The following is a 25,382-nucleotide window of genomic DNA, read 5'->3' as shown; positions in this document are numbered from 1 at the left end:
TAAGGTCCCCTACTAATAAAAGTTTCACTTTATTCTCTTATCTCCGCTAACCAATGCTGAAAAATATTTAATAGTTCTTTTTTCCCTACTAGCCTCTCTTCTCCCTTTTTCGTTTTATACGGATACAATTGTAAAAATACACCACAACCTGCTTCAATTTTTTTCGCATGCATATTGCTTCCTGGATATACACATATGACTTCATAAATCGCACGGCGATGAAATAATCGTTTTCCATTCTGCTCTTCTACATATTTAATTGACCAATATTTGTACATCTGTTCGGTTGCTTTCGTATTTCCAACTGGTTGAAAAATGTTATACATCGGACTATATTTCACTTCAACAATAATAGATGATTGATATTCATAAGCAGTTTCTCCTCTTTTATAACAATCAATACGGATATCCGGCTTTTTTGTGTCTTCTCCATTATAAAAATGACTATTTTTACTAAGCGCAATAAGCGGATGTGTTTCAATTAAATCATTAAAAGCCACATGTAGCTGCAAATCTTTATTGTCTAACACAATTGTTGTTCCATCTTGTAAACCGTCTAAATAAAAATAAGATTGAATTTGCTCTGCAATTGACAGGTAATCAACAAAACCAATCTCTTGTAAAATTGCAATAACAGTGAAATACGCATAGTACTCATAAATTAAAAATGTCGGCTTATAAACAAATAAAAACGATGGTTCTAATTCATTGCGATGCGGTGAAAATTCAAGCTGCTGTAATAATTGATGATATAGAGGAGGCAGCGAATGTGTTGTAAGTGTAACTTCTTCCCGAATCCCTCTCCAAAATGGTGTATATAGAAGATATGAAAAATATGTGAGTGTACTTTGCAAAATTGTATAGAGTACTTTATATTCTTGGATTTTCATTGCCATTTTGCGTAGGTCAGTGTCTTTTAACAAATGGATGTTACGATATTTTTGTTTGTCTCGTTCGGTCACAGATCCATTTCGTTCAATCGTTTGTAAAATAGTATGCACTGCTTTTTTCTCTTCTCTCCGCGTTTGTTGTGCACTCTCTAGTTTCTGAATGGTTTCGCGTAAAAATGAATCAATTTCTAATAACTTATTATAAAATTGATTCGTTTTATATTTCACATAGCCATTTTCTTTACAATGCTTTTGCTCCCTAAAGCAGCGATTATACCATTTTGCATACGGCTTTTTCTCATGTGTAATGATGCTTTTTCTTGTTGGTTTCCTCTCTCTCATCTCCCATATATACTCTTGTTCAAAATTTGTTTTTTTCTGCACTTCATAATATAGCTGCTTTACTTTTTTCATTTTTTGCGGCAGTGCACGGAGCATGCGCATATATGAATAATCTTCAATATCTGTAAACGTAACAAACGTCTTTTTATAATACCCACGATCTAAAATAATTCCACCTAGCACAGACTTTACATATTGCTGAATTAACTCTAGCTGATCATCAAAAAAGTTTTTCGGAACAATTTGAAAAGCTCCGTAAAACAATTCTTCTCCAACCTGCACTTCAAAATGATATACACCACAGCGCCATGGATATAAATAGTCTGTTTTACCATGCTCATACAGTAAAACAGTGCGTTGTCGTTCATTAAGTTCATATTTCCATTCCATATGTTGCTTTTGCCCTTCATATACTTTATTCCAAATAAACGTAATCTTTATTGACTTTTGTGATTGTATATGTAGCCGGAGCGGTTTTAATTCTTGAATTTTGTACACACACGAAGAAATTGTAAGTGGTGAAATACAAAGTTTATTCAATACAATATGCTCACCCTTCTCTTCTGCCCCTACTATTATTTTCAGCACAAAAGGAAGCCTCTCCCCTGTCTCTATAATTTCTGTTTCACACGCACTTTCATTTAACATATCCGTACAGCTCCAATTCCCGCCGTTTCTGCTTCATATACATTAGAGAATGTTCAAAAGTTGATACACGATTTGCAAGTGCTGATTGCAGCAATTGTACAAGAGACATCTCTTTTTTTCCATCTTCACGAAGCAATGCACCAATTGTCGCTTCTGTACCACGTAACTTCGTTAAAATACGTTGTTTTATTTGAAGGTCAAATGCTTCTTCACGGCTTATTAACAAAGATCGGCCTTCATCACATGGAATATTATTCAAATAAGATGCAATTGCTGAAGCAACGCGAAAAGAAATTCCTTTTGAAGTATCATGATGAAATAACAGTTGATGCATTTTATCTAATAACTCTAATTCTTCATCTGTAAATACATCAAGCATTGTCTTGCGATAAACCCAGTTCATTCGAAATTCTAATGCAGAAACAGAAAATGCAAACGGAAGATGTAGCATTTTTTCCTCCACCATGCTCATCTCACAAAATGGAATTTTTTGAAGTAATACAACATTTACACGATCTAATAAGCGGTCAGATAGCTCCTTTGTTGTTTCATCAAAATTAACTGTACCAATAAAAATGATATTATCACCAATTTCAATTTGTGATGGTATATCCTGTTCTTTTGCATTACAAGCTGCATACAAAGATAAAATACGATTTTTCCGATCTAACTGCAGGAGAGATAAAAAAGGAGTAAACCAATGCTCAATATACGACATATTCATTTCATCAAATACAATCATATATAATTGATTTTGGTTTTCAGCTGCTTCCAAAAGTGTTCGTACAAGTTTTGTTTCACTTTCCATGTACGTTCCATTTGAATGTAGATAGCCTAGTACATCATGAGGTTCTTGATAGGATGGTGACACCGGAATCCAAATAAAATTTTTCCCAAACGTTAATCCGAGTGCTTCCGCATAGGTTTGCACAAATTGTGATTTTCCAATACCAGGCATACCACCTACTATTGTTAATAGATTTGTCTTTACACAAACATGAAAATTGTAAATATCGCTCTCATCAATATATAATTCTTTTTCTGCGATAATTTGCTTTACATATTGTAAAAAAGAATGTTCACGTTCATTCCATTCGTTTCCTTTCTCTTGTTTACCTGTATCGATAATTTCAATTTGTTTTCCACTCTCTTTTACTTGCTTTTCTAGCTGTTCATACACTTCTGTACGAACAAAAAACAAGCTATTCTCGACATTCATCTCGGCATATTGCACCCAATCGTCTACATCAAGGTAACGAACATCCCCCCTCTGCTCCCGATACGTAATGGCACTAATCGAAGGCTTCAAAAATATATTCCCATATATCCGCCCTTCATACCATAACAACTCTGGCGTACCAAAATCATGCGAAAATTTTGGTATCAAAAATGAAACATATCCTTTTCCAAGTTTTCTTTCAAATGCTTCTCTCGCCTTTGGAGCTGATAATTTAGGAGAAGGAATCATTTTATAGGAATTTGCTATTTCCCGTTCTTCAGCACGTATTAATTCCACATATAAAGCGCCTCCTGTATAAGAAAGACGAAATAACAACAATTGTTTTTCTCTTTTTCCTCCTTTTATACTTGCAAAAAACTTTTCATTTTGTTTATTTTTATATAAACCCTCAAATATATAAGAACGTTCTCCAAAAGCAGCTTCAATTATATTTGGAATTGGTGAAAGACAAACGACAAAAAACGAGCCTTTCTTATCCTTTTGCTCTTCTACAAATTTTCCAACAAAACGCATATGCTGCAATCTTTTTACAAAGCTTGGATGAAGAGCTTTCTCTAGTTTCATCTCGCTCACCTTCTTTTTTCGATGCTTTTATCATTGTATGAACAATAAAAGCAAACTAGAAACAAAAAACCTGACGCTTATCGTCAGGTTAAATGAAAACCTTGTTTTTCTTGAAAAATTGCATTATGAGCAATCCTCATTTTTGCTAGTACATAACGTAATGTGTCTTCTGCATTCTCATCTCTGTGTATATGCATATTGGCTAAAACTTCTACAGAACACGCTAAATTCTCTACCGCTCCGCGTAGTTCGGGATGTTGATTAAAGAACGATTCTTGCACTAATAATTTTCGAACATCTTTTGCTAACTCTACAATTCGCACAAATTTTTCCGTCTCTTCCATAACAATCCCCTCCTACACACCTTATAAACTAACTATTCTGCCAATTACTAAAAATCCCTGCTATTTCTATAAAAATGATACATAAGAATCCACGTAAACGAAACAAGTTGCTATTAAATAAACCATATTTACCAATAAAAAAGGATTTATGCTCACACTTTAGCATAAATCCTTTTTTGGATTGATATGTTTACATTCCAATCTTTCCAGTAGCTAACATATAAATAGACGCACACGCTGCAAGTAAAATGACAATCATCACATATTGTTCGGCACGGGTAAAGCAGCGATTTCCTTGTTCTTTTCTTGCAGCGACATACACAATAAGTCCAATACCATATACTAAAGAAACAAGTAATAGGTTTTTCAATCCAGCTGCATACACGAGCCAGAAACCATATACTGCTGCCATAGAAGCAAGTATCCCATCTTTCAATCTGTTTCCTTCATATGCTTTTGTAATCACTAATTTCAATTGATACAGTGCTGAAAATACATATGGAAGTAAAATCGATGTCGATGCGATAAAATACATAATCTGATATGTGGATGCTGAAAATAACACAATAATAAATATTGCTTGAGCAACACAGTTTGAAATCCATAATGCCATATGCGGTGTATGATTTTTATTCGTTTTTGTAAATACCTTTGGAAACACACCGTCTTTTCCAGCCACATGAGAAATTTCCGAAACGAGTAAAAACCAACCAATTAAAGTACCAATAAGAGAAGCAATTAATCCTATGTTAATAACAAACGCTCCCCATGAACCAACGACATGTTCTAGTACATGTCCCATTGACGGCGTTTCAAGTGCTGCTAATTCTTCTCGCGGCATCGCCCCTAGCGATAAAACAGAAATTAAAATATAAATACCCATTACTAGCAGTAAACCAAATACAGTTGCTTTACCAACATCACGGCTACGTTTTGCTCGTCCAGATAAAACAACTGCCCCCTCTACGCCAACAAATACCCAAAGCGTAACGAGCATCGTGTTCTTCACTTGTCCAAGTACAGAAGATAATGAGACTGTACCTTTCCCCCAAAAGTCATGCGTAAATGTATCCCAACTAAACGCCGTAATCATAATTACAATAAACAATACAATTGGAACAAGCTTACCAATTGTCGCAATAAAATTCATAATAGAGGCTTCACGAATTCCAAGTAAAATAAGAAAATGAAGCGTCCACAATACGAGTGATGCACCGATGATTGCCGGGACATTATTGCCGCCTTTAAAAATTGGGAAAAAATATGCTAATGAGTTAAATAACAACATAATTGTTGCAACGTTACCTAATATTCCAGCGATCCAATATCCCCATGCACTGTTAAATCCGATATACTCTCCAAAGCCAGCGCGTGCATAACTATAAATACCGCCCTCAAGTTCGGGCTTTCGATATGCCAAAGATTGATATACGAGGGCAAGTGGAATCATTCCTAGTGCTGTAATACACCAACCAATTAAGGTAGCACCGCTGTTTGCTCCTACTGCTAAATCGTGCGGTAAACTAAATACCCCTCCTCCAACCATTGTTCCTATTACAAGTGCGATTAATGGAAAAAATCCTAATTTCTTTTCTATTGGTATCACCCCGTCTGCAATTTCTTGATGCGTTCATTCTGCTCTACCAGGCATTCATATTATGAGTCATTTATATATCAAATACGTACCCTGAAAATGACGAACCGTTTCATTTTATATTCTTTCAGAAAAACATTACTTATTCTAAAAGAAAACGAGCAAAAATGGAATACTTTTTCGAAAAAAAGTATAAGTATGCACAAAAAAAGTCGTTTATTTTTGTATAAACGACTTTTTTAAGGTTATATTTGTAAATTATGTCTATTTCAACAGGCCTTCTTTTTGTAAAAATTCATGTGCTACGTTCTCTGCTGCTTTCCCTTCTACATTCACTTCATAATTCATTTTACGCATTTCTTCATCAGTAATTTTCCCAGCAAGTTTGTTTAGTGATTTTTCAATCTCTGGATATTTCTTTAACGTTTCTTCGCGTAATAATGGTGCTCCTTGATAGGGCGGAAATAACCCTTTATCATCTTCTAGTACTTGTAGACCATATTGCTGTAATTCACTGTCTGTTGAATAAGCATCAATGACATTTACATCACCAGATTGAACCGCACTATAACGTAGCTTCGGTTCCATTGTTTTTAAATTCGGAAACTGTATATTATATAGCTTTTGTATTCCTTTATATCCGTCTTCTCTATCTGCAAATTCAAGTGTAAATCCAGCTTTCATTTGAGAAGAGACGTTTTTCAAATCAGAAATAGTCTTTATGTTATACTGCTCCGCTATTTGTTTTGGTACCGCTAATGCGTATGTATTGTTATATTTCATTGGTTTTAACAGCTTCATATTATATTTCTGCTCCAGGCCATTTCGCGCCTGCTCATATACTTCTTGACGATCTGTACTTTTTGGTTCTTCTTTTACGAAAGTTGATAATGCTGTTCCTGTAAATTCCGGATAAATATCAATTTCTCCGGATTTTAATGCTTCGAATACAAAAGATGTTTTTCCAAAACCTGGTCTTGTTTCTACTTTTAAATCGGTATCCTGCTCAATTAATTGTTTATACATCTGAATTAAAATTTCCGGTTCTGAGCCAATCTTACCAGCAATTGTGATATCTTTCTTCTGTGTACTCCAAAGAAAAGGTGCAATTGTGATTACGGCTACAGCAACTATTGTAATCACTGTTCGCCTTGGTGAAAATCTTACATGCTCGATTATGCGTAGTACTCCATCAAAGAACAATGCTAATAGTGCAGCTGGAATAGCACCTAACAAAATAAGAGCGTAATCATTTCGATCAATTCCAAGTAAGATAAACTTTCCTAATCCTCCGCCTCCAATTAAAGCAGCTAATGTCGCCGTACCAACAATTAGTACCATTGCTGTCCGAATTCCCGCCATAATAAAGGGCCAGGCAAGTGGTATTTCTACTTTCCATAATCGTCTCCAACCGTTCATCCCCATCGCTCTTGCTGCCTCAATTAGAGATGGATCTAGTTTGCGAATACCTGTATATGTATTTCTTAATATAGGAAGCAGCGCATAAATAACAAGAGCGATTATAGCTGGAACCTTTCCGATACCAACTAATGGAATTAATAACCCAAGAAGCGCTAAGGAAGGAATGGTTTGCATCACAGCAGAAGTACCAATAACCCATTCGGCAATGCGTTCTCGTCTTGTTAACAAAATTCCAAGCGGAACCGCGATAAGAACTGCGAAAAATAAAGCAATCAACGAAATTTGCAAATGTTCCAAAAGAGCACTTAACAGTTCTTGTTTACGCTCTTGCATCGTTTGTAATAATGCTGACACTTTCTATCCCCTTTCTTTCATTTGATGTGTTATGTATTGAACGATATGTTGACTTGTTAATGTACCAATATATGTACCGTTTTGTTCGATTGGTATTTCTTTTTCATGTTCTAAACGAAGTAAAGCATCTTGCAGGGCAACTTCAGTCGAAAGTGGGATACCATCAACCCGTTCCCCTTCTTGCGCTAATATAGATACTATATCCTCTACTTTTCTATTATCATACCAAGTTGATAATCGCGGCTTCCCAATAAATTCTTCTACAAATGCATTTGCGGGATTTTGTAAAATCACTTCTGGCGTATCAAGTTGGACAACTCTTCCATCTTTCATTATACAAATGCGATCACCAAGCGATAACGCTTCTTGCATATCATGTGTTACGAAGACAATTGTTTTTTGAATCTTTCTTTGCAAGGCTACTAAATCACGTTGCAGCTGCTCACGACTTAAAGGGTCAAGTGCACTAAATGGCTCATCCATTAAAACAATTTTCGGATTAGCAGCAAGTGCCCGCACAACACCAACACGCTGCTTTTGACCGCCGGATAATTCATCTGGCATACGTCCCCTATATATATTAGGATCTAAACCAACCATTTCTAATAATTCATCAACACGCTTTTGAATTTTCGATTTACTCCATTTGCGCATTTCTGGTACAACCGCAATATTTTCTGAAATTGTCATATGCGGAAATAATGCAATTTGTTGCAATACATATCCAATGTTCCATCGTAATTCATGAATGTTATAATCCCGAATGTTCTTTCCATCAATAAAAATGGCGCCTTCTGTTGTTTCGATTAATCGATTAATCATTTTCATTGTCGTTGTTTTCCCGCATCCACTCGGGCCAATCAGAACAAAAAATTCTCCTTTACGAATCTCTAACTGTAGAGAGTCTACTGCTTTCGTTCCATCATCAAATGTTTTTGAAACACGTTCAAATTGAATCACATACACAACTCCTTTTTCATTCTCTCTTCCATTCTCACGGAAATTCGAGCTATTTTCAAATGATTTGTGTTTTTAAAATAAAAAAGAGCTCTATTTTGAGCTCTAATGATCCACTAAAATTGTTTTCATAATAGCAGCATATTCACGTATATATGCCTTTTTCTTTGAACGCTTTGGCGTTGGTGCAGCAAGCGATTCCATCCTCATCCCTAAACGATTTGCAATAATTTTTGTTCGGTATAAATGATAAGTGTTGCTTACTACAACCGCATGCTTCACATCATATAAATCAATAGAAAACTTTATATTTTCATATGTACTTGTAGAACGATCTTCGAGTAAAATCCGTTCTTTTTCAATACCGTTTTCCATTAAATAACGACACATACTAAGTGCTTCTGGAATATCCTCGTCGTCTCCTTGCCCACCAGATACAACTACTTTTACTTTTGGATGCATCTGTAAATAACCTAGCGCTGCATCTAATCGATATTGTAGTGATAATGATGGTTTATCTCCAAATAATTTTGCACCTAAAACTAAAACGTACGGTGCTGTATGACTTACTTTTTCATTGGCAATTTTCTTAATGCGATATGTTATATAAACAACATATAATGGCGGCAATAACAATAATAATAACCATTTATTCATATAGCAGTTCTCTCCCTTTCTTTTTTATTATATAAAAGAAAAGGATTATGAAGAAGTACTTTATCCTGTACTAAACACTTGATTTCAAAAAATAGCGAGGTATCATATTAAATATATATAAAGACTTGTAAAGATTGAATTTAAAAGCCTGTATCTATGATTACTAAGTAATCATAGATACAGGCTTTCTTATATATAAACTGTATTTCTTGTTGAAGAATCGCACCCGTTAGTTTAAGTGTAATAATTCACAAGCAAACTTCCAAGTTCTTCTTATTAACTCTTACCCACATGGAACGCCATTTTTTCAGGTAATCCATAATGTTCACATGAGTTAAAAAACACCATCAAAATGATGGTATTTTTTGTCCATCTGGGAGTAACAGAAAGAATTACTTAGCAAAGTTTAGGTAGCTAATAGAAGGGAGCGGCTTAAAAATGCTAATTTTTCTCCATAACCATTTTTCAAGGGTCCCCCTTAAAGATCAGATCCATCTTTCAGGAACACCCGTGTTATTCGAGCCTATTTCTGGCTGCGCTGCCTCTCCTGCCTCTCCATATAACTGCGCATCTGTCGCATATATTCGGGTGCGTCCATCGGATTCCCGGCGATCATTTCAATGATACAGAGTCTTTCGGCACGTTCCTTTTCAGCTTGGGTTATAGCTTGATCAAGCTCTCCATAGGTCTGGACCGTAACGGTAAACGCGTTGCCTCCAAAGACTTCGGCCAGCTTGGTGTAAGACCATCGAGGGATTTGGTTGTACTTTTGATCCTCTGTTTTGACATTCAAATATTTCTCGATCGTATAACCATCGTTGTTCAAGACGAAGATTATGGGCTTGCAGCCGTAATAGAGCATGGAACTGATCTCCTGGGCTGTTAGTTGCAAGGAACCGTCACCTGTAAACAGCAACACCCGGCGTTCCGGCGCGGCGATAATGGCACCGAACGCCGAGGGGGTTGCATAACCTATGGATCCCCAGCCTCCTTGCCCAATATATGTTACATTGCTCGGCAGTCTCACCTCAGCCATTCCATTGTAGAACGTCCCTGTCTCGGCGATCACAATATCGCCTTCTTTCAGCATGCGCTGAAAAAGGGGATAATAGCCGGCCGCCATTAGAGGCTCTTCGGCATTAGCTGTGACTTGATCGTAAGGGAATAACAAATTTCCCGCCAAACCTTGACCTTTGTAACCCACCTTCTGCACTGCAAGCAGCATGTCTGCTGCAAGAACATTCGAATATTCCGTCTCAGCGACCTTGACCATGTCCGGTTGAATATTGACAGTTATCAGGGGGTTCAGCTTTGCGGTAAAATTCGCGGTGTTAGTGTCCGCCCATAACATGCCGACCGCAATGATACAGTCTGCATTTTCCACCGTATTTTGAACTTCAGAACTTCCGAAAGAGCCTAGGTACATTCCGATATAATTTGGATGGGTTTCGTCGAATGCCCCCTTCCCAAACATCATCGTCACAACAGGCACGTTCATAGCGTCGACCAGCCGCCGAACTGCTGTCTGAAGGTCAAAGCGCATTGTTTTGACATCCACCAGGATAACCGGCTTGTGAGCACGCTCTAGCAGCCGACGGACGTGATTCGCCGCAGCCTGAAGGGTTTTTAGGTTGGACATTGAACACGGCGGCACCGGCGCTTCCCGGGCAGCGATCGGCTTGGTCACTAAATCATCAGCCACAACCAGGTATACCGGCTTTTTCTTTTCCTTAGCAATGCGAATCGCAGCCGGAATTTCAATCTTGGCGTTTTCCGGCGTAAGCACCGCGGTATAAACCGTAATCTGCTCATACACCTTGCGGAAGACATCAAAATTCCCATCCATTAGGGTGTGGTGCATCAACTTGTGCTCCTTTTGATCCTTCTCAGGAGGCGCACCCACAATGTGAATTATTGGCACATGCTCGCTGTTGGCTCCCGCTATCGCATTGCAGGCGCTGAGCTCCCCGACCCCGAAGGTCGTAATAAGAGCGGACATGCCTTTGATTCTTGCGTAGCCATCCGCAGCATAACCCGAGTTTAGCTCGTTCCTTCCATTTATAAACCGGATGCCGTTATACCGCTCCAGAGCATCAAGCAGTGTAAAATTATAGTCCCCTGCGACGCCAAAAATTTCAGTAATGCCCTCCATCTTCAAGCAATCGAACAAATACTGGCCAACTGTTTTTTGAGCCGTTCTGGTGGGCGAGCCAGAGCCGCCCTCCGCCATCATGTTATCCATCGCTCACTCACTCCTTATCCATTTCTTGAGCTTGTTCTGTGTAATAGTACCCTTTTAATAGTTCCCTTTCATTGAACAGGTTATCCGGCATGCGGAGCAATGAGCGACCTTCTGTGTGTTATATCCTTTAATTATTTTGTTCAAGTAATGGTAAAGTAAGGCGTTGACGAAATGATAATATAAAAAGGCATTAAATCTAGTTTTAGGAAAGTATTTAACATTTCAATTATCCTGCCAGTTAGTTGAAGAAGGAAATAATATATCTTTTTATTTTTTCACCAACTTTCCAAGTAAAAGGGCATTTTATATAGGTCTTCACAACACCTGTCTCCTTGGTCAAAAATAGCGATAATCTTATTCTTGATCCATTTGTTATTCTCCTTATAATTCAATAAAAAAAGATAGTAGGGATAATCAATCCTTACTATCTTTACTGTTAATATTTATATGTCTTTAAATCCTCGCTATGTTTCTAACCTTGACGCTGCCCTGCATTTTGGGCATTGCGTGCTTTCTTTGAAGAAGTATGATCCTGCGTTTGATTTCCTTTATGCTTAGCAGAACCCAATGCTTTTGTTTTTCCCATATCATTTCACACCTTTTTTTAGAATGTTACATCTATATGATGTGTATTAGATTTGCTACTATACAACCGTTTTATTGGTAATATGAATTCGTTCTTGTCGCTGCATTTTCACATACAAAAATCCCATCCACGCTGCGCCAATTAATAATATGCTCAGTGCATAAAACGGAACCATAACACCAATTTGAGACACAAATGTCGTAAAGACAAGAAGAAGAATGACGCGTACACCTGTACCAACAAATCGAAATAGACTGTCCACACGGCCAATTACTTCGTTTGGAATTTGTTCCATCATGAGCACATTACGTGCAACACGTGTGCCGGCATTTCCAATCGCCATAAAAATAGCAAGGCCATATAGTAAAAAGACTGATGGTTTTATAATCATTGCGGTAATTGAAATTGTATATATAAACATTGTTAATACAATTGACACTTCCGTTTTTACATATTTCATAAGAATCGGAATGCCAATTCCTGCAAGCATTGCACCGATACCGTACATCATTCCTTCCGTACCGTATACAGATCCACTTTCCTTTAATACATCCGAAATGTACACAGGCATTAAATAGTTTGTCATCATGACACCGATAAACGGCATATATGTCGCAAATAGAAACCAAAATAATTTCTTTCTTTTCTTCATAAAATGAACGCCTTCAAAAATTTGTTTTGTGAATGGTTGTTTTCCGCTTTCTGTTCTCTGTCTTGTATAAGGAATAAATGATAATAATACAAATGCGCCTACATACGCTAACATATTGATTAATAAAATCCATTTCACAGCAACAATTGTAATCATAAAACTGGCAACCGCACCAGCGATAACTTGTGTCAATTGGCCCTGTATTTCCATCGTCCCACTTAATGATTTATAATGCTCCGGTGCAAACACTTCTTGATTAAAGGCGAAAATGTTCGGATAAAATACTAAATAATAAAATGAACCTGTTATATACAGTACAATATAATGTATTGTTTCATAAGAATGGCCGGTAAATCCCCAACATACCATAATACCGATAGCAATTGCTCCAATGGCTTCATTCACTAAGAGTAGCGTTTTACGAGAAAAACGATCAATACAATGTCCAATAAACGGTGTACACAAAAACATAACAAGTGTGGATATAATCGAAATATAGCCAAACATGGTATTTCCACCTGGTGACGTTACAAGTAGCCACGAAATCGTAATCATCGTAATGCCGGAGCCAATCGCAGATAAGCAATTGGCTCCAAGAATATAGTACAACCGAGAATCGCGGTAAAGAGATGACATATTAATCAGCTCCTAACTGTTTTTTCAGTTCTGGAAAGATGCTCATGTATCCTCTCAATTCTTTTAATAAATCTGCAATCAGTGGTTTCGCATCTTCACCCATTTCTTCATTCTGTACGTGAAGACTATCAATGACAACTTGTTTCGGAATGACATTTGCATATACCCCTCTTGCAACAATACGCATACTATTTAATGCATTTATACCTCCTTTACCGCCGCCTGCAACTGCAAGAAGTCCAACCGGCTTATGCATAAACTCGCTGCTTCCAAGAAAATCAAATGCATTTTTCAATGCACCACTCATCGCATTATGATACTCAGGTGTGCATAGTACAACACCATCTGCTTCTTTTACAAGTTTCTTTAATTTTGCTACTGCTTGTAATTCATATTGAGAATTTTCTCCGTTATATAATGGGAGTGCTTCAATAGCTAGATCATATAATTCTCCTTTATAAGCCTCCGTAATATACTTTGCAATGACGCGAGTTTTACCAGATTTACGTGGTGTACCGTTAATTACAACTAGTTTCATGATTATTTCTCTCCCTTGTTTGAATTTCTATATTTATATTATCAGAAAATTGCCTCTTATAAACCGTAAAAAAGACGGAAAACGATTGAGAAAATAGTATGAAAAAATAAAACAAGAACTCATACGAAAGTATGAGTTCTTGTTTTATTTTAATTAATCCTTCCTATACAACACCGTGCTTTACCGCATACAGGGCCGCTTGCGTTCGATCATCTACATTTAATTTAGCAAGAACATTTGAAACATGCGTTTTTACGGTTTGTTCTGTAATATGTAGCTCTGCTGCAATTTCTTTATTACTTCTCCCTTTGGCGATTTCTCGCAGCACTTCTTTTTCCCGCTTCGTTAGCATAGATAAACTATCTTGCTTTATCCCAACTGTTGCTGGGCGTCCTAATAACGCAGGGGTTACTTTCGGATGGAAATTAGCATTTCCTTGATAAACTGCAATAATGGAAGCTACAAGTTGATCTGGCTGTACTTCTTTTAATTGATATCCATCTGCACCTGCTTCGAGTGCCGGAAGAACATAATCTTGTTCTGAAAAACTGCTTAACATAAGTATTTTAATAGATGGATCATATTGTTTCATACGCTTCGTTACTTCGATTCCGTCCATTTTCGGCATCGACACATCCATTAATACGACATCAGGTCGTTCTTTTTGAATAAATTGCAACGCTTCTTCTCCATCTCCCACTTCACCAATAATATCAAATTCTTCTTTTGTTTTTAAAAAGAAAACAAGACCTCTTCGTACAATATGATGGTCCTCTACAAGCAATAGTTTTATTTTCAATGAATTTCCCCCTTCAAACGGGTAATTGAATCCCCAGTTTCGTTCCTTCTCCAGGTTTAGTTTGAATATGAAACTTTCCTTTCATTAACTCAATACGCTCCTGCATATTTTTCAAACCAAGCGCAGAATTTCTTACTTTTTCTTTAATAAATCCTACTCCGTCATCCTCAATCTGAAACTTTAACATATTGTTTTCTATTTTTAAGTGTACAAATACTTTTTCGCAAGATGCGTGTTTTTTACAATTATGGAGCGCCTCTTGGCTAATACGCCATAGCATTTCTTCCATTTCATCGCTGATCGAAATAACTCCATCAATTCGCATGGTTACATGGATACCAAGTAAATTCCCATAATTCTGAATCGCTTCAGCAAGGCCCTTTTCTAAACCCTCAGGCCGTAATTGCCAAATTAATAATGTCATCTCTTGCAGTGCCTCTTGTGATAACTCTCCTATATACATCAACATCTCTTGTAGTTCTTTATTTTTCGTCATATCAATCGTTCCTCTAGCTGTTAACATAATTGAAAAGAGAAGTTGTTTGACAGAATCATGTAAATCACGCGCTAATCGATTTCTTTCTGCAATGACTACGTATTTTCGTTCTTTCTCAACCAGTCTAATACGTTGAATTGTTGTTCCGATTTGAAAAGCAATGGCTTCTAATAAAGCTAATTCTTCTTCTGTAAAGTGCCTTTTATGAGGAGAAGCAACATTTAATAATCCAAACTTTTCTTCTCCTGCTTGAAGCGGAATCGTCGCATGATGAGTAATACTCTCTGTTTCTCCCCATTTATATTTAATCGCATCTTCTATTCGCTTACATTCAATAATATTTGTTGCTTTTTGCAAACGTCCAGCAACAAATCGATCAATACACCAACAATCTCTTTCACACATTGGTTTCTTTTCTTCCCATGTGAGTGCTGGCGGCAAATTTGTATCAACAAGCATTCGATGCGTTCCTTTTTCATCAATAAAAAAAATCCATCCTGTTTGTAAATCCATAACTTGCAATAGCGTATGTAGTACCTTTTCTAACATTTCCTGCAAATCAGTCGCTTCATTTAATAACTCGGCAATTTCTTTTAACGCTTGTAATCGATGCATTTGCTTTTCATTTTCATTCATGTTCATCACCATTTCTTATTATAACATCAAGAAAATTTCAAATACTACAAATAAAGAAAAACTTCCATAATAAAGGAACTCAAAGAAGTATAGAGAAAAATACAACAGGGAATGTATACCACCAAAAATTTTTCAACATTAAAATAAGAGAAGAAAGGTGAGAGGAATTTGAATGTATTGAACAAATTAATTGAACAAGCTAAAAATCCACAAGGTTTTGTCGGATCATCTATGTTATGTATCATGAATGTGGCTCATGCGAATATGACAAAATGGGCTTTAAGCAAAATTAAAATCAATGAGAGAGCGATAATACTCGATATAGGCTGCGGTGGAGGAAAAACAGTACATACTCTCTCTAAAATGAACCCGTATGGAAAAGTATACGGCATAGATTATTCCGAGAAAGCAGTAGAAGACTCTATGAAAACGAATAAAACAGATGTGAATTCAGGAAAAGTTCTTATAAAAAAAGCAAGCGTATCTTCTATTCCTTTTTCAAATCACTTTTTTGATATGATTACTGCATTTCAAACCCATTACTTTTGGCCAAACTTAGAAAACGATGTGAAAGAAATATTTCGGGTGTTAAAACCAAATGGCCATTTTATCATTGTGGCTGAACTTTATAAAATAAATTATCATATGACACAATTTAAAACAAAAGAAGATATAGAAAAATTACTAAAAGAAACTGGATATAACAATGTAGTATTTCATGAATATAGGGGATCGATTTGTATAGTTGCAAGAAAATAGCAAAACCGCCAGAATCCTTATTTTTCTGGCGGTTTTTTCCTCTTACTTTACTTCAGCATTTAAACAAGACTTAAAATGCTGTAATGCAAACTCGTGCCCTTGTTCATTAAATGAGGCAACTGCTTTTTCGTATACTACGATACGAAATCCTTTGTTATAAGCATCTACTGCTGTATGTAACACGCAAATATCCGTACAAACACCAACAAGATGCACTTCTTGTATCCCTCTTTCTCGCAGTTTGATTTCTAAGTCCGTTCCAGCAAAAGCGCTGTACCGTGTTTTATCCATGTAGTATACATTTTCATTATTTTTGTATTTTTCGTATACATTTTGCAATTCACCGTATAAACCTCTTCCTTTTGTTTCTGCTATATTATGCGGTGGAAATAATCTAGTCTCTGGATGATAAGAATCATTTTCTACATGTTTATCAACGGCAAATACAACATAATCTCCAGTTTCAATATGCTGCTTCGTTATTTCTACAATATACTCTTCTATAACTTGCGCTGGTTTTCCACATGTTAGCGCCCCATCTTCTGCTACGAAATCATATGTATAATCAATATTAATAAGTGCTCGTTTCATCTTTTCTCTCCCTTTCGTTTCACAGTAAACAATAGAAAACGTGTTATAACGACGACTTATTACATATTCGACATGTGTAACAAAAATCCCTATGAAGTGAAACTTCCATCAGTGGGGGAGTTCTTCATCCCCCACTGATGGTTAATTGAACCAATCGGGCTCTTAGGGGCAGTTATCCCTCACCTATCTTCTTCGCTTTCTCTGAATCTTGAGGTAAGGGGCTTACTATCCCTAAGTAGCGGGATAAAAACAAAAGAAACCTGCTCCTAGAGCAGATTTCTTCTTACTGTGCTGGTTTATTTTCAAACTTTGCTTGGGCAAAGTTGATTACTTTTCCATTTGGATCATTATTTTCATACTGGATTGCTGTTACGGTATGAACACCTGGTTGTAGTGTCTCTTCTTTTAATGCGATTGTCGTTTGTGTTAGTTTCCTTACTTGATGCGTTTCTTCAAATTGCTTATCAACGTATACAAATGTTTCTTTATCCCCTTGGAAATTTGAAAGTTCAATTTCCACTTGTTGAATAATCGTATCTTTTTTGATAAATACTACAGGCACATTCCCATTTTCTGATGTACCATCTGGTGTAACAACTGTTACTTTTCCTTCACCAACTGAAGTTACTCCTTCTGGGAATGAATATTTGCTTTCTTGCTGCGCATTAACAGTTTGTTCTTGTTGCGTTTCTTCCGTCACTTTCTTTTCTTTTGTTACTCCGCAACCCACTAACAACATAACAGATAATCCAGTGATTATGAATTTTTTCAAAATCCATTCCCCCTGTATCTTAATGTTTAATTTATTATACAAAAATATTTTTTTGATATATACACCTATTCGTAACACTTTCATGAACACAGCATTCACATTACACTACTAACTGTACCACACTTATCCTCTTATTATCATCATTATTTCTTCAAGAAATTTTTAGCAAAGCTTTCTTAGCATTCATCTTAACCTATTGATTATGTATTTCATTCATTTCTACATGAAAAATAATCTTAGCTCTTACAACTAAGATTACTTCAACATTTATCTCTACCATAAAAAGTTCACTTTATCTGATAAACTTTGTAATTTCCACTACTTCTTTTCGAGCTAGCTTTTTCGGCTGTTCTTTCGGGTGACCTAATGCAATAACCATATTAATTTGTTTATCAGACTCAATTTGTAAGTAGTCTCTTAGCTCGCTCTGCGCTAATAACACCGGTCCTGTCATCGGACATGTACCTAGACCACGAGCATGAGCCGCAAGCATTAAGTTTTGCGAGGCTAAACAACTACTTTTGATACCTTCTTCTTCCCACACAGACTCTGGAACAAAATCGATCGGATCAAAAATCTTTTCACGAAACTTAGACTGATATGGTGTTGCTAAACAAATAATTAAAACAGGCGCATCTGAAAAAGCGGTTGCGTATGGTCCAAAGGAACGTGTCAATAACTTCCCTGCCTTTTCCTCTCCTTTTTGTGCCGCTTCTTCCGCTCGCTTATGTAACGCGTTCCATGTCATTTCTTCAATGTATTTAATTTTGTCACGATTCATAATAACGACAAATTCCCACGTTTGTGAATTTGTATCACTCGGTGCGTATCTCGCACAATCGATGATTTCTTCAATATCTTCCACAGAAACATCTTGCTCTGTAAATTTACGAACGCTACGGCGCCCATGAATAATATCTTTGAATGTTTGATAATCCATATAACTCCAAATCCCCTTTTATAACGTTTTCAAAATCCCTACTTGTCTGATTATATCATATAACAAAAAAAGCTGGACATGTTCCAGCTTTTTAAGCATTTATTTACTTTTAACACCTAATAAAAACCATTTTTATTGTATGTTAGCAGTATAAACACTTTCTTTATACGCTGCCTGCAACTTTCTTATAACTCGTTGTTCTTCCGTTTGATACCAATCTTCTCCAATTTGCGTTACCGGTACAATTTCAATAGGTGTAGCTGTAAAAAAACACTCCTCCGCTTCATATACTTCTTGAAGGGAAAATTGGCGTTCTTCTACAGGGATATTCAGTTGCTTCGCTAAGGAAATAACGTGATGACGTGTAATTCCATACAAAATAAATTGATTCACAGGGTGTGTAATAAGGGTTCCATTTTTTACGATAAAGAAATTAGAATGACACCCTTCTGTTACAATACCATTACGAACTAAAATTGCTTCATAATAGCCTTCTTTTGCAATTTTATTTTTAATCATGATATTTGGAAGTAAATTGAGAGATTTAATATGACAACGGTGCCAACGTATATCTTCCGTTACTGTCACTTTAATTCCATCTTCCATAAGAGTAGTCGGCCTCGGAAATGGTACGATATTTGCGTAGTATGTAGGTTGGAGATTTAGTTCGAACAAGTGATTTCTAGGTTGTACACCTCTCGAAATTTGAATATATACATTCCCATTTTCTTTAAATTGATTTTTCTCAATCAATTGCTGCAGTTGAGAAATCAGTTCTTCTTTTGTAAATGGCGGTTCTAATTCAATTTCCTCCATAGATTGGAAGAAACGATCTAAATGGAGATCTAATAAATGAGGCTTCCCATCATATAAACGAAATACCTCATATACTCCATCCCCAAACTGTAATCCTCTCTCTTCTAATGAAATCATTGGTTCTTTCTCTTTCATATTCACGATGCTTCCATTAAATAAAATCCAATCTTTATGAACACTTTTCATAATCTCTCGCCTCCTCTTCATATGTACTTCCATTGTACAACTCAAATTATTTAAAAAGAAAGAATTTTCATACTTTTAAACATCAAAAAACTTCTCTACATTTATTGTTATTCTTAAGAAAGTCGTAAAATTAATAACACGTTATAAGTTCGAATTCACTATATTTTCCAATTCATCTGCAGCAAATTTTGTTTTATAATAATATCGTTATTTCGAAATATCCAAAAAGAAGACACGCGTGTACATCCAAAATATAGAAATCAAAACAAACCACAGCTGTTTCACTTATGATGAATTAACAACAGCAGTTCCTGCGCTTCCATCAAAGATGCAGCAATTCTATTTACATGCGGTCGCAATGCTAAAGAGAGAACTGGCACCTAACGAATGCTTCTATTACTTATCAACCGGTGCATTTCGCCATACAGCAATTGGCTTTTTATTTTTTTACTGATAGACAAATTATCATGGCTGAGCAACAAGGTCTAACCACGAAATGTCACACCTTACATTACCGCGACTTTACACGTTGCATTGCTCGTACTGGTCATATTTTAGGGGTAAAAACAAATGTAATTTATTTCGAAAAACCTCTTTCTTCTGCATTAAAAGAGGAACGCGTTACACATATTCCAGATGAGCAATTTCAAACTTTTTATACATTTGTAAAAGATAAAGTGAAACTTCCATCAGTGGAAGCTCTCTTCATCCCCCACTGATGGTTAGTTGAACCAATCGGGCTTTTACGGGCAGTTATCCCCCACCTATCTTCTTCGCTTTTCTCTCAATCTTGAGGTGAGGGTCTTACTGCCCGTTAATGCGGGATAAAATTACAGTAACGTGAATTACCCCTTCCTTAAATGCTAACACAATCTACAGAAGGACTTGCTCATAACATATATATATACATAAAATATTAGACGCGAACCGTTTAAGGTATCTAATTCTCACGGTTTTTATCTCTTAAAAAGGGGGGATTAGCTTGGGGTTACTCGAAGGATATAATAGTTTCAGCGGGGCATTTTCGCCTTTAATTGTACGTTCTATTCATTTTTATAGTCAGAATTGGAAGCAGCGATTTCACAGGAAACAGCTCCAAAAGCTGCGAATGAATAAAAGAAGACGTTATTATCTTAAGCAATTATCATAACGGAAAGCCTCTTTGTACATTGAAAAAGTATAATTTTCTACTCACAAAAACTAGGGGCCCCTGTAAAATACAAGGAACCCTAGTTTTTTAGTATACATCCCATTTTAAAGATTTATTTGACGGAATTAAGATAAAGTGAAACTTGAGGCGGGGGGCTTACTGCCCACGAATAGCGGGATAAAAAAAGAATCCATAAGGCATGGATTCTTTCCTTCTAACTAACTTAATATGAAGTGTATTCAATATAAGATGAATCATAATAAATCCATTGACTCGCTCCAAGATCAAGCCAACCATTTTGATATTGATATACTACATACGATTCTGGTGCATTTAACTTACGAATAATCGGATTGCTCGTTGATGGTCCTGTTCGTAAATTGATGTTTGTTCCACGAATTTTAGCTATACCAACTGGACTTCCATTCTGATTTCCATACTTCATATACTGAATATAAGACGGATCATAATAAATCCATTGACTCGCTCCAAGATCTAACCAACCATTACTCTCTTGATAAACAACATACGACTCTGGTGCGTTTAACTTACGAATAACTGAATAGCTCGTTGATGGTCCTGTTCGTAAATTTACGTTCGTTCCAAGAATATTTGCTACACCAATTGTTTGTGGGTTTGGTGCTGGCGGATTCTCTTTTGCAGACAATCCCATAATATTCACAACACCACGTGTATACGCTTGACATAAATCTTCAATAAATTGTTGATTCTTTAGTAAATTTGCATCAAACGCTGTGTCAACAAATGCTGTTTCTGTTAAGAGAGCGTCCATCCCTGTTTCTCTTAATACTGCATAATTTGCCGTTTTAGCACCGCGATCACGCAAGCCATACTGAGTTAAAACAGAACGTACTGCTTCATGCATTTTCGCTTGTTTTCCTGCCGCAGAACTACCGCTTGAGAGACCATTATAAATATAGTCTTCATAGCCTGTCCCACCACCGCTATTAATATGAAATGAAATGAAAAAATCAGCATTATATGAATTAGCAATATTTGCACGTTGTGATAATGCTACGAATACATCACTATCACGTGTCATTTCAATATCCACATAATAGTTTGCTATTAAAATATCATGAACACGCTGCGCAATTTGTAATGTAAGATTTTTTTCTACTAAGCCATTTCCAACAGCACCAGAATCATATCCACCATGTCCTGCATCAATGACAAGTTTCATCAATCAATCCCTTTCTTTTTCCCTTCATTTAAAGCACGTATGGTTGTACTCCTTCTATTTTATTCGCATAATTTACAGAATGTTACAACGATAGACAAAAACCATCTTATGAAAGACGGTTCCCATCATCTCGTTTCAACCAATTTAAAATAAAAATATAAGTTTGATAGTGGGTATATCTCATACAAAATAGACAGAATAGAATTCCCATACCAATACAGCTATATAGCAAGCCTAATTTCAAAAAAATTGCAATTGGTGGTGGAAAAAGAGTGACTTTTTGCAAAGTATATAGTGCAAGAAACAATATTGAAAACAAAGGGAAATATTGCCACTCATATGGTGTACGCTTCTTGTTCAATATATTTTTCACAAGTAATTGAAATAACTCTGCAAATAAAAAACAGCTTAGAACTGCAATAAGCGCTAGCGTCATTCCCATACACTTCCCACCTTATTTTATAATGTACTGATAAAATAACACATCCTGCCACTCATTAAACTTATAGCCAACTTCTCGAAAACATCCTACATATGTAAACCCCATTTGTTCATGCAACTTCACACTTATGTCATTCCCCTTTGTAATCCCAGCAATGATAGTATGATGCCTCAATTCCTCTGCTAATTGAAGTATGCGCTCTATCAATTTTTTCGCAATACCTTTTCCGCGCGCTTGCTTTTCCACATAAACTGAAATTTCTACTGTTTGCTTATATGCCTCTTTTTCTCGAAATGGAGATAAAGAGCAATACCCAAGTACGATACCATCTTCTTCAGCAACGATGATTGGGTACATTTCATTATGTGTATCAAACCACATATTCATTTCTGCTAATAATTTCTCTTGCAAATCAAATGTAGCGGTTGTATGTACAATTGCATCATTATATATATGTAAAATAGCTCTTACATCTTCCCTATATGCGTTGCGAATTTCCATTTCTTCGTCTCCCCCATTACAGTTGCTTTGTATAAACATGATTATTTTGTTGAAAGCCAAGTTGCTCAAAAAATGCTTTTACTCTTTCATTCTTATCTATAAGTGTGATTTCAATCTCTTCCACGTCGTCTCTTTTGACGATTTCTTCAAACGTATAATAAGCATTTGTTCCATATCCGTATCCTTCATAATCATGATGAATGAGAAGATAAGATAAAATCGCTTTATTTTGTTGCACAGTGTAATCAATAATCCCTACGTATGTATCGTCTGCTTTTATACAATACGCTACATCTTGAACAGGTAGATTATGAGAAAAAAACATTTCTTCTATTACTAGCCTTGTTTCATCTATCACTTTTTCAAACGTTAACATAACTATTTCACCTTCATTCTTATTATTATTGTATCAAGTAGGACAAGTATTTATGAAAAAAACCTTAAGATAACAATGTTATCTTAAGGTTTTCTATTTATACTAAGCTATAAGCACGCTTTGTTTCTTCATGGAACACATTTGTATCGTATTTATGCTCAACAAAAATTTGATGCCATACCATAAATGCAAGTACTGTCCAAATTTTACGGCTGTAATCGCCTTTATCTGCACAATGTGCTTCTAATAAGTTTAATACGTACTGCTTGTCGATTAAATGCTCTGTTTTGCTTTCTTTAATGATATTTACAGCCCAATCATGCATTTCATCTTTTAACCAGTGGCGGATTGGTACTGGGAAGCCTAGCTTCTTACGATCCAATACGTGATCCGGTACAATACCGCGTACTGCTTCACGTAAAATTGCTTTTGTTGTACCGTTTGCAATCTTTAATTCTGTTGGAATTTTAGATGCCACATCAAATACTTCTTTATCTAAAAATGGTACGCGAAGCTCTAATGAATGTGCCATTGTCATTTTATCAGCTTTTAATAAAATGTCGCCGCGCAGCCATGTGAACATGTCAATGTATTGCATTTTGCTTACATCGTCGTAGTTCTTAATATCATCATACAATGGCTTCGTAATATCCATGTAATTAACACTCTCATTGTAGTGCTTCATAAGTGCTGCTTTTTCTTCTTCACGGAAAATTTTCGCATTTCCATAGTAACGCTCTTCGATCGGTGTACATCCGCGCTCTAAGAAGCTTTTTCCTTTGAACCCTTCTTTTAATGCACCACTTAACGCTTTTAACACACGTTTTCCTGGGCTAGGGATGTAAGAGAACATTTTTAAAGAGTTTGGCTCACGATAAATGTTATATCCGCCAAACAGCTCGTCTGAACCTTCACCAGAAAGAACAACTGTTACATGTTTACGCGCTTCTTTTGCAACGAAGTACAATGGTACAGCTGCTGGATCCGCTAATGGATCATCCATATGCCACATAATTTTGGGGAATTCATCCATGAATTCTTGCGGTGTTACGAATACGCTATAGTTTTTCACACCTAATTTTTCCGCTGTCTCTTTCGCTACATCAACTTCACTAAAGCCACGGCGATCAAAACCAACAGAGAATGTTAACAGATTTGGATTCATTTCTTTTGCAATAGACGCGATAATCGATGAATCGATACCACCGGATAAGAATGAACCTACTGGTACATCACTGCGCATATGCATTTTTACAGAATCGTATAATACGTCACGAATTGCTTGAATATGCTCTTCTTTCGTTGCATCAGATGCATTGAAGTATGGTTGCCAATAACGGCGAATTTCCATTTCTTTACCAAGCTCTTTTACAAAGCAATGACCCGGCTCAATTTTGTTAATATCTACTGTTAGTGTTTCAGGTTCCGGAGCATATTGATACGTAAAATAATGTTGTAGAGAAGCTGGGTTTACCCCTTTATCTTCCATCACGTGTAAGATACTTTTCTTTTCAGATGCAAAGAATGTTGTATCTCCGTGCTGTGCAACGTAAAGTGGCTTAATACCGAAATGATCACGCGCACCGAAAAGTTTTTTCTCTTCGCGATCCCAAATCATAAATGCAAACATACCACGAAGGTAATCTACACACTTTTCTTTCATATGAGCATACAATGCAATGATTACTTCTGTATCAGATTGCGTCGCAAATGTTGCACCTTTTTCAAGAAGCATTTCACGAAGCTCTACATAGTTATAAATTTCACCATTAAAAATGATTACATAACGATCGTTTTCATACGTTAACGGCTGATGTCCTGCCTCTAAGTCAATAATACTTAAACGGCGGAAGCCAAATTGTACATGTTCATCACGGAAGTATCCTTCATCGTCTGGACCGCGGTGAAAGATAACCGTATTCATATTTTCAAATTGATGTTTTTCTTCTGCTGAAAACTCTCTAGGGTTTTCACATAAACATCCTACAAAACCACACATACTTTCTTACCCTCTTTCGGTTTTCATTCTTTTTCTATACTACTAACCC

25 protein-coding genes are annotated in these 25,382 nt (G+C 36.3%); 4 read left to right on the top strand and 21 right to left on the bottom strand.

Features of this window, described 5'->3' with window-relative positions; genetic code table 11:
- Window positions 1-29 precede the first annotated feature (29 nt).
- From LRP84_RS14700 to LRP84_RS14645, 12 genes are all read right to left on the bottom strand, one after another.
- Window positions 30-1,880 carry a hypothetical protein gene (locus LRP84_RS14700; protein ID WP_230575769.1) on the bottom strand — a complete coding sequence of 617 codons (1,851 nt, stop codon included), beginning with the start codon at window positions 1,878-1,880 and terminating at the stop codon, window positions 30-32.
- Window positions 1,870-3,684, bottom strand: a complete 1,815-nt coding sequence (locus tag LRP84_RS14695; RefSeq protein WP_230575768.1) for a DUF8727 domain-containing protein — start codon at window positions 3,682-3,684, stop codon at window positions 1,870-1,872. The genes LRP84_RS14700 and LRP84_RS14695 overlap by 11 nt, the downstream gene beginning before the upstream one ends.
- 83 nt (window positions 3,685-3,767) lie before the next feature.
- A complete protein-coding gene (locus tag LRP84_RS14690; protein ID WP_230575767.1) occupies window positions 3,768-4,028 on the bottom strand; it encodes a LemA domain protein in 261 nt (86 codons plus the stop codon).
- A 190-nt stretch (window positions 4,029-4,218) separates the two neighbouring features.
- The gene (locus LRP84_RS14685) at window positions 4,219-5,646 is read right to left on the bottom strand and encodes a basic amino acid/polyamine antiporter (protein WP_230575804.1); all 1,428 of its coding nucleotides are present in this window, start codon (window positions 5,644-5,646) and stop codon (window positions 4,219-4,221) included.
- Between the two features lie 240 nt (window positions 5,647-5,886).
- Entirely contained in the window at window positions 5,887-7,377 is a 1,491-nt protein-coding gene (locus tag LRP84_RS14680) for an ABC transporter permease/substrate-binding protein (RefSeq protein WP_437438788.1), read from the bottom strand.
- Window positions 7,378-7,401: 24 nt separating this feature from the next.
- Window positions 7,402-8,358 carry an ABC transporter ATP-binding protein gene (locus LRP84_RS14675; RefSeq protein ID WP_230575765.1) on the bottom strand — a complete coding sequence of 319 codons (957 nt, stop codon included), beginning with the start codon at window positions 8,356-8,358 and terminating at the stop codon, window positions 7,402-7,404.
- A 102-nt stretch (window positions 8,359-8,460) separates the two neighbouring features.
- Window positions 8,461-9,012 (bottom strand): YdcF family protein, encoded by a 552-nt coding sequence (locus LRP84_RS14670; protein ID WP_230575764.1) that lies wholly within the window; start codon window positions 9,010-9,012, stop codon window positions 8,461-8,463.
- A 523-nt stretch (window positions 9,013-9,535) separates the two neighbouring features.
- Window positions 9,536-11,254 carry an alpha-keto acid decarboxylase family protein gene (locus LRP84_RS14665; protein WP_230575763.1) on the bottom strand — a complete coding sequence of 573 codons (1,719 nt, stop codon included), beginning with the start codon at window positions 11,252-11,254 and terminating at the stop codon, window positions 9,536-9,538.
- A gap of 644 nt (window positions 11,255-11,898) precedes the next feature.
- Window positions 11,899-13,128, bottom strand: a complete 1,230-nt coding sequence (locus LRP84_RS14660; RefSeq protein ID WP_230575762.1) for an MFS transporter — start codon at window positions 13,126-13,128, stop codon at window positions 11,899-11,901.
- Window position 13,129: 1 nt separating this feature from the next.
- Window positions 13,130-13,666, bottom strand: coding sequence for an NADPH-dependent FMN reductase (locus LRP84_RS14655; RefSeq protein WP_230575761.1), 537 nt, complete (start codon window positions 13,664-13,666; stop codon window positions 13,130-13,132).
- A gap of 163 nt (window positions 13,667-13,829) precedes the next feature.
- Window positions 13,830-14,465: a response regulator gene (locus LRP84_RS14650; protein ID WP_230575760.1), complete on the bottom strand. Its 636-nt coding sequence runs from the start codon at window positions 14,463-14,465 to the stop codon at window positions 13,830-13,832.
- A 13-nt stretch (window positions 14,466-14,478) separates the two neighbouring features.
- Complete coding sequence (locus LRP84_RS14645) at window positions 14,479-15,597, bottom strand: GAF domain-containing sensor histidine kinase (RefSeq protein ID WP_302850599.1); 1,119 nt, start codon at window positions 15,595-15,597, stop codon at window positions 14,479-14,481.
- A 168-nt stretch (window positions 15,598-15,765) separates the two neighbouring features.
- On the opposite strand from LRP84_RS14645, the gene LRP84_RS14640 reads away from it, so the two are divergent.
- Window positions 15,766-16,356 (top strand): class I SAM-dependent methyltransferase, encoded by a 591-nt coding sequence (locus LRP84_RS14640; RefSeq protein WP_230575759.1) that lies wholly within the window; start codon window positions 15,766-15,768, stop codon window positions 16,354-16,356.
- Between the two features lie 42 nt (window positions 16,357-16,398).
- Here LRP84_RS14640 and LRP84_RS14635 read toward each other — a convergent pair whose 3' ends face one another.
- The 4 genes from LRP84_RS14635 to dat form a co-directional block, all read right to left on the bottom strand.
- Window positions 16,399-16,947, bottom strand: a complete 549-nt coding sequence (locus tag LRP84_RS14635; protein WP_230575758.1) for a cysteine hydrolase family protein — start codon at window positions 16,945-16,947, stop codon at window positions 16,399-16,401.
- Window positions 16,948-17,230: 283 nt separating this feature from the next.
- The gene (locus tag LRP84_RS14630) at window positions 17,231-17,719 is read right to left on the bottom strand and encodes a hypothetical protein (RefSeq protein ID WP_230575757.1); all 489 of its coding nucleotides are present in this window, start codon (window positions 17,717-17,719) and stop codon (window positions 17,231-17,233) included.
- Between the two features lie 292 nt (window positions 17,720-18,011).
- Window positions 18,012-18,659, bottom strand: a complete 648-nt coding sequence (locus tag LRP84_RS14625; RefSeq protein ID WP_230575756.1) for a nitroreductase family protein — start codon at window positions 18,657-18,659, stop codon at window positions 18,012-18,014.
- A gap of 132 nt (window positions 18,660-18,791) precedes the next feature.
- On the bottom strand, window positions 18,792-19,661 hold the full coding sequence (gene dat, locus LRP84_RS14620; protein ID WP_230575755.1) for a D-amino-acid transaminase: 870 nt from the start codon (window positions 19,659-19,661) through the stop codon (window positions 18,792-18,794).
- A 238-nt stretch (window positions 19,662-19,899) separates the two neighbouring features.
- Between dat and LRP84_RS14615 the strand changes: the two genes are divergently transcribed.
- From LRP84_RS14615 to LRP84_RS14605, 3 genes are all read left to right on the top strand, one after another.
- The gene (locus LRP84_RS14615; protein WP_230575754.1) at window positions 19,900-20,115 is read left to right on the top strand and encodes a hypothetical protein; all 216 of its coding nucleotides are present in this window, start codon (window positions 19,900-19,902) and stop codon (window positions 20,113-20,115) included.
- A 13-nt stretch (window positions 20,116-20,128) separates the two neighbouring features.
- Window positions 20,129-20,380, top strand: a complete 252-nt coding sequence (locus tag LRP84_RS14610) for a hypothetical protein (protein ID WP_230575753.1) — start codon at window positions 20,129-20,131, stop codon at window positions 20,378-20,380.
- Window positions 20,381-20,643: 263 nt separating this feature from the next.
- A complete protein-coding gene (locus LRP84_RS14605) occupies window positions 20,644-20,811 on the top strand; it encodes a hypothetical protein (protein ID WP_230575752.1) in 168 nt (55 codons plus the stop codon).
- A gap of 223 nt (window positions 20,812-21,034) precedes the next feature.
- Here LRP84_RS14605 and LRP84_RS14600 read toward each other — a convergent pair whose 3' ends face one another.
- From LRP84_RS14600 to asnB, 5 genes are all read right to left on the bottom strand, one after another.
- Window positions 21,035-22,015, bottom strand: a complete 981-nt coding sequence (locus tag LRP84_RS14600) for an N-acetylmuramoyl-L-alanine amidase (protein ID WP_230575751.1) — start codon at window positions 22,013-22,015, stop codon at window positions 21,035-21,037.
- Between the two features lie 106 nt (window positions 22,016-22,121).
- Window positions 22,122-22,451, bottom strand: a complete 330-nt coding sequence (locus LRP84_RS14595; protein ID WP_230575802.1) for a hypothetical protein — start codon at window positions 22,449-22,451, stop codon at window positions 22,122-22,124.
- A gap of 18 nt (window positions 22,452-22,469) precedes the next feature.
- The gene (locus tag LRP84_RS14590) at window positions 22,470-22,958 is read right to left on the bottom strand and encodes a GNAT family N-acetyltransferase (protein WP_230575750.1); all 489 of its coding nucleotides are present in this window, start codon (window positions 22,956-22,958) and stop codon (window positions 22,470-22,472) included.
- A gap of 16 nt (window positions 22,959-22,974) precedes the next feature.
- Window positions 22,975-23,334 carry a GNAT family N-acetyltransferase gene (locus tag LRP84_RS14585; RefSeq protein ID WP_230575749.1) on the bottom strand — a complete coding sequence of 120 codons (360 nt, stop codon included), beginning with the start codon at window positions 23,332-23,334 and terminating at the stop codon, window positions 22,975-22,977.
- Window positions 23,335-23,431: 97 nt separating this feature from the next.
- Complete coding sequence (gene asnB / locus LRP84_RS14580; protein WP_098307205.1) at window positions 23,432-25,333, bottom strand: asparagine synthase (glutamine-hydrolyzing); 1,902 nt, start codon at window positions 25,331-25,333, stop codon at window positions 23,432-23,434.
- Window positions 25,334-25,382: the final 49 nt, after the last annotated feature.

It is taken from the genome of Bacillus rhizoplanae, from assembly GCF_917563915.1.
GTDB classification, from domain to species: domain Bacteria; phylum Bacillota; class Bacilli; order Bacillales; family Bacillaceae_G; genus Bacillus_A; species Bacillus_A rhizoplanae.
This window is presented reverse-complemented; position numbering and strand designations above follow the sequence as displayed.